Origin of the sequence: Nocardia sp. NPDC056541 (genome assembly GCF_042794235.1) — a bacterium.
Taxonomy (GTDB): domain Bacteria; phylum Actinomycetota; class Actinomycetes; order Mycobacteriales; family Mycobacteriaceae; genus Nocardia.
In genome coordinates this window covers 205,932-217,282 of the sequence record NZ_JBHTUD010000003.1, presented here as the reverse complement: position 1 = coordinate 217,282, position 11,351 = coordinate 205,932, and the positions used below count along the sequence as shown (strand labels likewise).

The following is an 11,351-nucleotide window of genomic DNA, read 5'->3' as shown; positions in this document are numbered from 1 at the left end:
CTGCGCGATCGCCGGCCGTCACCATCGGCGCGGCTTCGTAGACTGTTCGGGTGGCCCGAAACTTACGTCCGCCGGTAGAAGTCGTCGACGACACTTCGCAGACCCGACGGATATACGACGATCTGCGCCGCGCGATCATCACGGGGGAGTACCGCGAAGGCGAGAAACTGCCGGAGGCGCGCCTGGCCGCCATGCTCGGCACCTCGCGCCTGCCGGTGCGAGAAGCCCTGGCATTACTCGAATTCGACGGCATCGTCAGCGCGCTGCCGCGTCGCAGCGCGGTCGTGCGGTCCTGGGATACCACCGCGGTGGAAGAACTCTTCGATGTCCGCATCGGCCTGGAACCGCTGGCGGCCCGACTCGCCGCTGCCCGGATCAGGCAGGGGCACGACAGCTCGCCCCTGCGGGCCGCGTTGCGAGAAGCGCAGGAGGCCACCGATTCTGGTGATCCGCTCCGGATCGCCGAGACGAACGCGAAGCTGCACGGCGCCATCGTGGAACTGTCCGGCAACTCGCTGCTCACCCAGCTGATGCGCACCATCCTCGCCCGGATGGCCTGGCTGTTCTTCCTCACCACCGAACGCAACACCGAGGAACAGCGCGACGAACACCAGCACCTCATCGACGCGATCTCCTCGGGCGACGAACGCCTGGCCGAATACGCCATGCTCAGCCACACCGAAGCAGGTCGCACCCCCACCCTCACGATCGTCACCGCGCTACGGCATGCCGACCATGACCATGCTCCTGGCGACGACCGCTAGTCCAGCCCCCACGATCGGGGAGCTGGGCTGAACAGACCGTTCGCTCAGACGGTGGCAGGGGCCACCGGGTCGTCGGCGAACTGGGTTCGGTAGAGCTCGGCGTACCGGCCGTCGGCGTTGAGGAGGGTGGCGTGGGTGCCACGCTCGACGACGCGGCCGTCCTCGAGGACCAGGATCTGGTCGGCGGCGCGGATGGTGGACAGGCGGTGGGCGATGACCAGTGCGGTGCGGCCGGTCAGCGCTTCGGTGAGGGCTTCCTGAACCGCGGCCTCCGAGGTGGAGTCGAGGGACGCGGTCGCCTCGTCGAGGATGACGACTCTCGGCTGCTTGAGAAGCAGGCGGGCGATGGTGAGGCGTTGGCGTTCACCGCCGGAGAGGCGGTAACCGCGTTCGCCGACCACCGTGTCCAGACCGTCGGACAGCGAATCGACCAGGTCGCCGAGCCGGGCGCGACCGAGGGCGTCCCACAGTTCGTTTTCGGTGGCTTCCGGCCGGGCCAGCAGGAGATTCGCGCGGATGGTGTCGTGGAAGAGGTGCCCGTCCTGGGTGACCAGGCCGACAGTGCGCTGGATGGATTCGGTGGTCAGGTCGCGCACGTCGGACCCGTTGAGGCGGACCGCGCCGGAGTCGACGTCGTAGAGGCGCGAAACCAGCTGGGCGATAGTGGATTTGCCCGCGCCGGAGGAGCCGACCAGCGCGATGAGCTGTCCGGGTTCGGCGCGCAGCGACACCTCGTGCAGCACCTCGACGCCGCCACGGCGGTCCAGTGTCGCGACATCTTCCAGCGAAGCGAGCGAGACCTTGTCGGCCGACGGGTAACCGAAGTTCACCGCGTCCAGTTCCACCGCGACCGGGCCGTCGGGCACCGAGGTGGCGTGCGGGGCGTCCTCGATCAGCGGCTTCAGGTCGAGCACCTCGAAGACACGCTCGAAACTCACCAGCGCGGACATGATCTCCAGGCGGGCGCTGGCCAGCGCGGTGAGCGGGGTGTAGAGGCGGGTGAGCAGCAGCGAAAGCGCGACGACCGAGCCCGCGTCGAGGCTGCCCGTCAGCGCGTACCAGCCGCCGAGGCCGTAGACCAGGGCGAGCGCGAGCGCGGAGACCAGGGTGAGCGAGGTGACGAAGGTGGTCTGCAGCATCGCGGTGCGTACGCCGATGTCGCGCACGCGGGTGGCGCGCTCCGCGAACTCCGACGATTCCTGCTTCGGCCTGCCGAACAGCTTCACCAACGTGGCGCCCGGTGCGGAGAAACGCTCGGTCATCTGGGTGCTCATGGCGGCATTGAGCTGGGCCGACTCACGCTGCATGGCGGCGAGTTTGTTGCCGGCGCGCCGGGCGGGGATCACGAAGACGGGGAGAAGGACAAGGGCGAGCAGGGTGATCTGCCAGGAGATGCTGAGCATCACGGCGAGCGTGAGCACCAGGGTGACGAGGTTGGTGATCACGCCGGACAGAGTGTCGCTGAACGCGCGCTGCGCGCCGATCACATCGCTGTTCAGCCGGCTCACCAGCGCGCCGGTGCGGGTCCGGGTGAAGAACGCGACGGGCATCTTCTGCACGTGATCGAACACGGCGGTGCGCAGATCGAGGATCAGGCCCTCGCCGATCCTTGCCGACAGCCAGCGGATGGCGATGCCGAGGGCCGCGTCGAGGACGGCCAGGGCCGCGATGGCGAGTGCGAGCAGCACCACGGTGCGCGGCGCCGCACCGTCGACGATCCCGTTGACAACCCGCCCCGCCAGCACCGGGGTGGCCACACCGAGCACCGCCGCCACCACGCTGAGCAGCAGGAACCCGCCGATCCGGCGCCGGTGATGCTCGGCGAAGCGCAGGATCCGCCGTGCTGTCACCATGCTGAACGGGCGCTGTTCCTCCGGTGCGTTCACGCGCCGGTACATCTGGCTGTAGGCCACTGATTCGATACTCACTGCCACTCTCCTCGAGGCTCCCCGCCCATTGAACTCCTGCCCACCGACACTAAAACCTCAACAAAGGTTGACTGCAAATACTTTCCGGGCGCACCGGGTTCAGCGCACAGCGAAAACCAGCCGCCGATCACCACCAGGTGACCGGAATAGGCTGGTCGGGTGGACGACGACCGGAGCTCGGAAAAGCTGGCCGACGCACTGCGCACGCGGACCGGCTGCCCGGTCGACGCGTCGGTGCGCAGACGCGTCGAGTACTCCGCCGACGCCTCCAACTACCGTGTCCGGCCCGCCGTGGTCGTGTTTCCCCATGGCGAGGACGACGTCGCCGCCACCGTGAACTTCGCCCGCGAGAACGGGCTGTCGATCACCGCTCGCGGCGCGGGCACCTCGGTCGCGGGCAACGCCATCGGACCCGGCATCGTGCTGGATTTCAGCAGACAGATGAACGCCGTGCGCGCGGTCGACCTCGAGGCGCGAACAGCGATCGTGCAGCCGGGGCTGGTGCTGTCGGATCTGCAACGGCGGCTGCGGCCGCACGGGTTGCGGTTCGGGCCCGACCCGTCGACGCAGGACCGGTGCACCCTGGGCGGGATGATCGGCAACAACGCGTGCGGACCGCATGCGCTGGCCTGGGGTCGTACCTCCGATATGGTGCGTGAGCTGCGCGTTCTCGACGGCACGGGGGAACGGCGGACACTCGGTACCGACCTGGCGGCGGTGCCCGGCCTGGCGAAGTTCACGACCACGAATCTGGCAATACTGCGCACCGAGCTGGGACGGTTCGATCGGCAGGCATCCGGCTACGGGCTGGAACACCTGCTGCCGGAACGCGGTTCGTCGGTGGCGAAGGCATTCGCCGGTTCCGAAGGCACCTGTGGACTACTCCTGGAAGCGGAGGTCGCGCTCACGCCGGTGCCCGCCGCGACGGTGCTCACGGTGCTCGGGTACCCCGACATCGCCTCGGCCGCGGACGATATCGCCGCGGTGACCAGCTGCGCGCCGATCGCGGTCGAAGGCATCGATGCCGGACTGGTCGATGTGGTCCGCGCGCATCGGGGGACCGTGCCGGAGTTGCCGCGAGGTCGCGGCTGGCTGTTCGTCGAAACCGCGGGGGCGAGCCCGGCCGAGGCACTGGCCGCCGCCCGGCGCCTGTGCGCGGCGAGCCACGCCGATGATCACCGGATCGTCACCGATCCGGTGGCCACAGCGGCACTCTGGCGTATTCGGGCCGATGGTGCCGGTCTGGCGGGACGAACCCCCGACGGGAAGCCCGCCTGGCCCGGGTGGGAGGACGCCGCTGTCCCGCCGGAGAATCTGGGGGCGTACCTGCGCGAATTCGCCACGCTCACCGCCGAATACGATGTGGGTGGTCTGCTGTACGGACACATCGGCGACGGTTGCATCCACGTGCGCCTCGACTTCCCGATCACCGACGCGCCCCGGCGTTTTCGCACCTTCCTCTTCGACGCCGCCGAACTCGTTGTGCGCCACGGTGGATCGCTCTCGGGCGAACACGGTGACGGCCGCGCCAGATCCGAACTGCTCGAAGTGATGTACTCACCGGCCGCTCGCGCGGCCTTCGCGGGCTTCAAGTCCCTGTTCGATCCCGGCGACCTGCTCAACCCCGGCGTCCTCGTCGCCCCGAGCCCCGTCGACGCCGACCTGCGGGTAGCCGGGCTCGCGCCGGTCCCCTCGCGGGGGTTCGCCCTGTCCGCGGACTCCGGCGATTTGTCCACAGCTGTGCACAGATGTGTAGGAATCGGCAAGTGCCGCGCGGACACCGGCGGTTCCGGCGGCTTCATGTGTCCCTCGTACCTGGCCACCGCCGACGAGAAGGACACCACCCGGGCCAGAGCCAGAGTTCTCCAGGAAGTCGTTCGAGGCGAACTCGACTGGCGTGCACCGGCAGTCGAGCAATCCCTCGATCTCTGCCTCTCGTGTAAGGCCTGCGCCGCCGACTGCCCCGCGGGCGTCGACATGGCCACTTACAAATCCGAGGCGCTGTACCGGCGCTACCGCGGACGCTTACGGCCGGTGGATCACTACGTGCTCGGCCGGCTCCCGCGCTGGCTCGCCATCGCCCAGCACTTCCCACGCCTGGCCAATGCCGTCGCGGCCCGTCCGCGCCTGCGCCGGGCCGGCATGCGCCTGGCCGGAATCGACCCGAGGCGAGCAGCGCCGCGACTCGCCTCGAAGTCGTTTCGCCGATCGCTGGGCAGCGACGACCGCACAGGCCACAGCGAGACCTCGGCCACCGAGGTCATGCTGTGGATCGACACCTTCACCGACACCTTCGACCCGGAGAACGCGGCAGCCGCGACCCAACTGATCGAACAACTCGGCTATCGCGTGCGCATCCCCAGTGACCGGGTGTGCTGTGGCCTGACCTGGATCAGCACCGGCCAACTGGACGGCGCCCGCGCCCGGCTGCGCGCCACCGTGGACGCACTGGCCACCCACGTAGCCGCCGGTGGCCTGATCGTCGGTCTCGAACCGTCCTGCACCGCCACCCTGCGTGCCGACCTCCCCGAACTGCTCCCCGGCGATCCACGAGCGAAACAGGTCGCCGCCGCGGTCCGCACCCTCGCCGAGTTCCTGCTGGAGCACCCCGGCTGGCAACCACCCCGTCGACCGCACGACACCGTGATCGTCCAGCCGCACTGCCACCAGCACGCGGTAGGCGGCTTCGACGCCGAACGCCGAATCCTCGCCGCGATGGGCGTCACCGTCGGGGAACTGGCGGGCTGCTGCGGTCTGGCCGGCAACTTCGGCATGCAACGCGGCCACTACGACATCTCGGTCGCGGTCGCCGAGAACGCCCTGCTCCCGGCGCTGAGGAACGCCCCGCCGCACGCCGTCTTCCTGGCCGACGGCTTCTCCTGCCGCACCCAGGCCGACCAACTCGCCCATACCCCCGGCGTGCATCTGGCCAGGTACCTGCTCGATTGCTCGAGCGCACCGGCTGCCGGTTGACGCCGATCACAGGCGCACAATGGTCGAATGCGTGACCAGACCCTGGACCCGGACCTGGCCTCGGCCTGCCTGTCCAGGACCGTCCGGTCGAGCAGGCCCTTCGACGTCGGCATCACCGTCTCGCCCCTGCGCCGCGGCGGCGGCGATCCCTGCCACCACATCGGCCCGGACGGCAGCCACTGGCACGCTTCGCGAATGCCGACCGGCGTGGTCACCTACCGGCTGACCCAGGACGGCCGTGACGGCGCCGCCGCCCGCGCCTGGGGGCCGGGAGCCGAGGAATTCCTGGCCGGTCTCGACCGCATGCTCTGTCTCGAGGAAGACCTCGACGACTTCGCCCCCGCACACCCCAAGCTGGTCGAAGCCCACCGCACGGTGCCCGGTCTGCGCATGCTGAAGACCGGCCTGGTGATGGAGTCGCTCATCCCGGCCATCCTCGAACAGAAGGTGCACACGAAGTCGTCGTTCGCCGCCTGGCGCACCCTGGTCCGCGAGTTCGGGACCAAAGCCCCAGGCCCGGCGCCGACCGGCTTGATGGTGGCGCCGGACGCCGAGACCTGGCGATTGATCCCGTCGTGGAAGTACCACCGGGCCAATGTCGGGCCGCAGCGCGCACAGACCATCGTGCGCGCGGCCAGAGTCGCCGACTCGATCGAACGCACCGCCACGCTCGACCCGGCCGAGGCCGCGCGACGTCTGCGCAGCCTGCCCGGTATCGGGGTGTGGACGGTGGCCGAGACCGCACAACGCGCGTTCGGCGACGCTGATGCCCTCTCGGTCGGCGACTACCACCTCGCCGCCGTCGTCGGCTGGAGTCTGCTCGGCCACCCGATCGACGACGACGCGATGATCGAATACCTGCGACCGCTACAACCCCACCGCTACCGCGCGGTGCGACTGCTGGGGCTCAGCGGGCAGGCGCGCAAACCGAAGTTCGGCCCGCGCGACCCGATCACCGACCATCGCCATCACTAGCGTGTCGCGCGCGCGTCCAGCACGCAGCGGCCCGCTTCGACGAGGGTGTTGCGCGCCCGTCGGCGCACCCGGCACTCTTCGACTGTGCAGTCGAGGTGTAGTTGCATTGCGGCGTGGGCTTGTTCGGGCTCCATCGGGCCCGGATCGATGGAGCAACTCAGCAGTGCTGTGGCGACGCGCATGTTCACTTCGCTCAATTGCATGAAAACAGCACAGCACGCAAACGCCCGGCTAACGGTGAGTACACGCGCGAAAGATGGGATTTACCGCGAATTCCCAGCACGACATCCAACGGGGAGTGCAGGATTCCCCAGACTGGACGAATCCACCGCCGCAGCGGGGCATGGCGGGGATGACGGGTATGCGACACAGAAGGAGTGGGGCTGTGGCAGCGAACGCATCGAACGGAACAGCAGGGCAGGCGGGCGTCTCCTCGACTCTGCCGCGCCGCCAACTCGGTCGCTACCTGCGTGATTGGCGCACCCAGGCCGGGCTCACCATCGCCGAGGCGGCACGGCTGATGGAGTGGGGAGCCAGCACCCTCCAGCGACTGGAAAAGGGTCAGGCCGATCGCATTCGCACCATCGACATCCACGAGCTGTGCCGGATCTACGGCATTCCCGACGATCTCGCCGAAGGCTTCGCCGGTCTGGCGCAGCAGGCCGCCGTCAAGAGCTGGTGGCACGCCTACGGCGACTTGATTCCCGAAAACTTCGATATCTATGTGGGTTTGGAGGCATCGGCGCAACGGTTACGCGCCTACCAGTCCGAGCTGGTTCCCGGTCTGCTGCAGACCGCGGAATACGCTCGCGCGCTGAATCATCTGGGCTTCCCCCAGGATTCGGTCGACGAGCTCGATCGGCGGGTCGCACTGCGGCTGCAACGGCAGGTGTTGATCACTCGCAAGCATTCGCCCGCCGAGATCGACGTGGTTCTGCACGAATCGGTATTGCGTAGCATCGTCGGTGATGCAAAGGTGATGGCTGCGCAGTTGCGACACCTCGCCGACGCGAGTACCCGAAGTAATGTGGCATTGCGCATCCTGCCGTTTGCCGCCGGTGTTCCACTCGGAGTCTCTACCGGACCTTTCACGGTTCTCGAGTTCGGTACCGACAGCAAAGGGCAACCGGTCGAACCACCAGTGGTGTACGCCGAAGGCTTTACCGGTGACCTCTACCTGGAACGACGCGCGGATGTTCGAAGGTACGACCGGGCTCACGAATGCCTCCAGCGTCATGCGCTGGATATCCAACCGAGTAGACACCTGCTGCGGCAGGTCGCGAAGGAGTATGTGGCATGAGTTTCGATCTCGTCGACGCACACTGGTTCAAGAGCACCCGCAGTGGTGCGGGCAAGGATTGCGTCGAAGTTGCCTTCCTGTTCGGCGGGCACGTCGGGGTGCGCGACAGCAAGAATCCCGCCGGTCCCGCCCTGGTCTTCGACGGCGCGAGCTGGGACGCCTTCACCCGCGGTATCGACACCGGCGCGTTCGCGTGAACACCAAGCGCGACATCGACACCTCCGGTGCCACCTGGCTGCGCGCGGGCACCGACGACGGCAGCGTGGAGGTCGCCATGCTGGCAGACGGGTACGTCGCGCTACGCGACAGCAAGAATCCCGGCGGCCCCGTGCTGATCTTCACCCCGAGTGAATGGACCGCCTTCACCGCGGGCGTACACGACGGCGAGTTCGATCGTCCTTGATCACGGTAGATCACGGAACGATAGATTTTCGGCATAGGTCGAGGTTTGGTGCGGCGTCGGGTCGGGTAACCCAGGTATATGGACCGAGGGTTGAAGAAAATGCCACCCCGGTACCGGAGGCTAGCGCCTGAGGACGGTGTGGAACGCCTGATCGTGGTACTGCTGTTCGCGGTATCCGCGATCGGAATCTACGTACTCACCGCCTCTTTGCTGTCGGCGCTGTTCATCGGATTACTGGTCGGATTAGTCGCTGTAGGGACTGTCGCTGTCTTGTAGGCAGCCGTCGCTGCGGGGTTTCGCACCCCGCAGCGACAACAGTTTCCTACCGGCGGAACAATTTATTGCCGAGCCAGACAATCGGGTCATATCGCCTGTCCACGACCCGTTCTTTCAAGGGAATCAACGCGTTGTCGGTGATCTTGATGTGCTCGGGGCACACATCGGTGCAGCACTTGGTGATATTGCAATAGCCCAAACCTGCTTCCTCCTGGGCCATTTCGCGTCGGTCACGGGTGTCGAGGGGGTGCATCTCCAACTCCGTGATACGCATCAGATAACGCGGACCCGCGAAGGAGGTCTTGTTCTCCTCGTGATCACGCACCACATGGCAGGTGTCCTGACACAGGAAGCACTCGATGCACTTGCGGAACTCCTGTGAGCGCTCGACGTCGACCTGCTTCATTCGGTACTCGCCCGGAGCGAGACCGGCCGGTGGCGCGAACGACGGTATCTCCCTTGCCTTCTCGTAGTTGAACGAGACGTCGGTGACCAGATCCTTGATGATCGGGAACGTCCGCATCGGGGTGACAGTGATGACCTCGTCCGGGGTGAACGTCGACATCCGCGTCATGCACAGCAGGCGCGGGCGCCCGTTCACCTCCGCCGAACACGAACCACACTTGCCCGCTTTGCAATTCCAGCGCACAGCGAGGTCGGGGGTCTGGGTGGCCTGGAGCCGGTGGATGATGTCGAGCACCACTTCGCCCTCGTTCACCGCCACCGTGTAGTCCTCGAGGCTCCCGCCGTCGATGTCGCCGCGCCAGACCCGGAACCGGGCGTCGTATCCCATGGTTACGCCTTTCCCTCGGCTGCCGGGTGCGCAGCCAATTCTTGCTCGGTGTAGTACTTTTCGAGCTCGCTCAGTTCGAACAGGGCGAGTAGGTCGTCGCGCATCGGCGTCTGATCGGCCGGGGTGACGGTGACGTCGGGGATCTGCGCGTCCGACGCCGGATCGACGGCGCAGACCAGCAGTGTGTTGCGCCAGTCCGGGTTCATGCCGGGATGATCGTCGCGGGTGTGGCCACCGCGACTCTCGGTGCGCAACAGCGCTGCCTGCGCGACACATTCGCTCACGATCAGCATGTTGGCCAGGTCCAGCGCCAGGTGCCAACCGGGGTTGAACGGTCGCTTGCCCTCCACCGCCACATCGGCGTAGCGGACACGCAGCTCGCCGAGTTTGTCGATCGCCGCGCGCACCTCGTGTTCCTTGCGGATGATGCCGACCAGGTCGTTCATCGTCTGCTGGAGTTCGGAGTGCAGGGTGTACGGGTTCTCGCCGGAGCCCTCCGCACGCGAATCGAACGGCGCCAGCGCGGTTTTCACAGCCGCTTCGATATCGGTTTCGGCGGGCGTCGGCTTGTCGGTGAGCTGCTGCACGTAGGCCGACGCGCCGAGCCCCGCCCGGCGGCCGAACACCAACAGGTCCGACAGCGAGTTGCCGCCGAGCCGGTTCGAGCCGTGCATGCCGCCGGAACACTCACCGGCAGCGAACAATCCGGGCACGACCGCCGCCCCGGAATCGGGGTTCACCTCGATCCCACCCATCACGTAGTGGCAGGTGGGGCCGACTTCCATCGGCTCGGCCGTGATGTCGACATCGGCCAGTTCCTTGAACTGATGGTGCATCGACGGCAGCCTGCGCACGATCTCGTCGGCGGGCATGCGGGAGGCGATGTCGAGATAGACGCCGCCGTGCTCGGTGCCGCGGCCCGCCTTCACCTCCTCGTTGATCGCCCGCGCGACCTCGTCGCGGGGGAGGAGATCAGGAGTGCGGCGCGCGGAATCGTTGTCGCGCAACCACTGATCGGCTTCCTCCTCGGTTTCGGCATACTGGCCCTTGAAGACCGGCGGGATGTAGTCGAACATGAACCGCTTGCCGTCGGAGTTCTTCAGCACGCCGCCGTCGCCGCGCACGCCCTCGGTGACGAGGATGCCCTTCACGCTCGGTGGCCAGACCATGCCGGTGGGGTGGAACTGCAGGAACTCCATATTGATCAGCGTCGCGCCGGAGCGCAGCGCCAGCGCGTGGCCGTCGCCGGTGTACTCCCAGGAGTTCGATGTCACCTTGTACGACTTGCCGATTCCACCGGTGGCCAACACGATGGCCGGCGCCTTGAACAGCACGAAGCCGCCGGATTCGCGCCAGTAGCCGAACGCACCCGCGACAGCGCCCGCGTCGGTGAGCAATTCGGTGATCGTGCACTCGGCGAAGACCTTGATCCTGGCCTCGTAGTCGCCCGTGGCCGCGTAGTCCTCCTGCTGCAACGAGACGATCTTCTGCTGCATCGTGCGGATCAGTTCGAGGCCGGTCCGGTCGCCGACATGGGCCAGGCGCGGATAGGTGTGGCCGCCGAAGTTGCGCTGGCTGATCCGGCCGTCGGGCGTCCGATCGAACAGCGCGCCATAGGTTTCCAGCTCCCACACCCGGTCGGCGGCCTCCTGGGCATGCAGTTCGGCCATGCGCCAGTTGTTGAGGAACTTACCGCCGCGCATGGTGTCCTTGAAGTGCGTCTGCCAGTTGTCCTTCTCGTTGGCATTGCCCATCGAGGCCGCGCAGCCGCCCTCGGCCATCACGGTATGTGCCTTGCCGAACAACGACTTACACACCACCGCCACCGAAAGCCCTTGTTCGCGTGCCTCGATCACGGCTCGCAGACCCGCGCCGCCCGCCCCGATCACCACGACGTCGTAGTCGTGCCGTTCCACGTCTGGCATTGAAATACAAGCTC

10 protein-coding genes are annotated in these 11,351 nt (G+C 67.2%); 6 read left to right on the top strand and 4 right to left on the bottom strand.

Going from position 1 to position 11,351, the window contains the following annotated elements; all coding sequences use genetic code 11:
- The first annotated feature begins 50 nt into the window (after positions 1-50).
- Positions 51-764 carry a GntR family transcriptional regulator gene (locus tag ACFQ9R_RS06515; protein ID WP_378989298.1) on the top strand — a complete coding sequence of 238 codons (714 nt, stop codon included), beginning with the start codon at positions 51-53 and terminating at the stop codon, positions 762-764.
- 44 nt (positions 765-808) lie between these two features.
- Here the strand turns inward: ACFQ9R_RS06515 and ACFQ9R_RS06510 are convergent, their stop codons facing one another.
- Positions 809-2,692: an ABC transporter ATP-binding protein gene (locus tag ACFQ9R_RS06510; RefSeq protein ID WP_378989297.1), complete on the bottom strand. Its 1,884-nt coding sequence runs from the start codon at positions 2,690-2,692 to the stop codon at positions 809-811.
- Positions 2,693-2,851: 159 nt separating this feature from the next.
- On the opposite strand from ACFQ9R_RS06510, the gene ACFQ9R_RS06505 reads away from it, so the two are divergent.
- Positions 2,852-5,665: an FAD-binding and (Fe-S)-binding domain-containing protein gene (locus ACFQ9R_RS06505; protein WP_378989296.1), complete on the top strand. Its 2,814-nt coding sequence runs from the start codon at positions 2,852-2,854 to the stop codon at positions 5,663-5,665.
- A 27-nt stretch (positions 5,666-5,692) separates the two neighbouring features.
- Positions 5,693-6,640 (top strand): DNA-3-methyladenine glycosylase family protein, encoded by a 948-nt coding sequence (locus ACFQ9R_RS06500; RefSeq protein WP_378989295.1) that lies wholly within the window; start codon positions 5,693-5,695, stop codon positions 6,638-6,640.
- Here the strand turns inward: ACFQ9R_RS06500 and ACFQ9R_RS06495 are convergent.
- Positions 6,637-6,843 carry a hypothetical protein gene (locus ACFQ9R_RS06495; protein ID WP_101465132.1) on the bottom strand — a complete coding sequence of 69 codons (207 nt, stop codon included), beginning with the start codon at positions 6,841-6,843 and terminating at the stop codon, positions 6,637-6,639. The two genes, ACFQ9R_RS06500 and ACFQ9R_RS06495, sit on opposite strands and share 4 nt — an antisense overlap.
- 182 nt (positions 6,844-7,025) lie before the next feature.
- Here ACFQ9R_RS06495 and ACFQ9R_RS06490 point away from each other — a divergent pair, with 182 nt between their 5' ends.
- Genes ACFQ9R_RS06490 through ACFQ9R_RS06480 form a run of 3 tightly spaced genes read left to right on the top strand, consistent with a single transcriptional unit; the run spans position 7,026 to position 8,343 of the window.
- Entirely contained in the window at positions 7,026-7,940 is a 915-nt protein-coding gene (locus tag ACFQ9R_RS06490) for a helix-turn-helix domain-containing protein (protein ID WP_378989294.1), read from the top strand.
- Positions 7,937-8,137, top strand: a complete 201-nt coding sequence (locus tag ACFQ9R_RS06485; RefSeq protein WP_378634799.1) for a DUF397 domain-containing protein — start codon at positions 7,937-7,939, stop codon at positions 8,135-8,137. Before ACFQ9R_RS06490 ends, ACFQ9R_RS06485 begins: the two co-directional genes overlap by 4 nt.
- On the top strand, positions 8,134-8,343 hold the full coding sequence (locus ACFQ9R_RS06480; protein ID WP_378634801.1) for a DUF397 domain-containing protein: 210 nt from the start codon (positions 8,134-8,136) through the stop codon (positions 8,341-8,343). The genes ACFQ9R_RS06485 and ACFQ9R_RS06480 overlap by 4 nt, the downstream gene beginning before the upstream one ends.
- A gap of 322 nt (positions 8,344-8,665) precedes the next feature.
- On the opposite strand, the gene ACFQ9R_RS06475 is transcribed toward ACFQ9R_RS06480, so the two are convergent.
- Together ACFQ9R_RS06475 and ACFQ9R_RS06470 are read right to left on the bottom strand one after the other, a co-directional pair.
- Complete coding sequence (locus ACFQ9R_RS06475; protein WP_378989293.1) at positions 8,666-9,412, bottom strand: succinate dehydrogenase/fumarate reductase iron-sulfur subunit; 747 nt, start codon at positions 9,410-9,412, stop codon at positions 8,666-8,668.
- A gap of 2 nt (positions 9,413-9,414) precedes the next feature.
- Positions 9,415-11,337 (bottom strand): fumarate reductase/succinate dehydrogenase flavoprotein subunit, encoded by a 1,923-nt coding sequence (locus tag ACFQ9R_RS06470; protein ID WP_378989292.1) that lies wholly within the window; start codon positions 11,335-11,337, stop codon positions 9,415-9,417.
- Positions 11,338-11,351 lie beyond the last annotated feature (14 nt).

What these genes read in the sequence shown, in the direction of transcription:
- ACFQ9R_RS06470 (WP_378989292.1), bottom strand. Translation starts at nt 11,337, where the DNA reads ATGCCAGACGTGGAACGGCACGACTACGACGTCGTGGTGATCGGGGCG.
- ACFQ9R_RS06500 (WP_378989295.1), top strand. Translation starts at nt 5,693, where the DNA reads ATGCGTGACCAGACCCTGGACCCGGACCTGGCCTCGGCCTGCCTGTCC.
- ACFQ9R_RS06485 (WP_378634799.1), top strand. Translation starts at nt 7,937, where the DNA reads ATGAGTTTCGATCTCGTCGACGCACACTGGTTCAAGAGCACCCGCAGT.
- ACFQ9R_RS06475 (WP_378989293.1), bottom strand. Translation starts at nt 9,412, where the DNA reads ATGGGATACGACGCCCGGTTCCGGGTCTGGCGCGGCGACATCGACGGC.
- ACFQ9R_RS06495 (WP_101465132.1), bottom strand. Translation starts at nt 6,843, where the DNA reads ATGCAATTGAGCGAAGTGAACATGCGCGTCGCCACAGCACTGCTGAGT.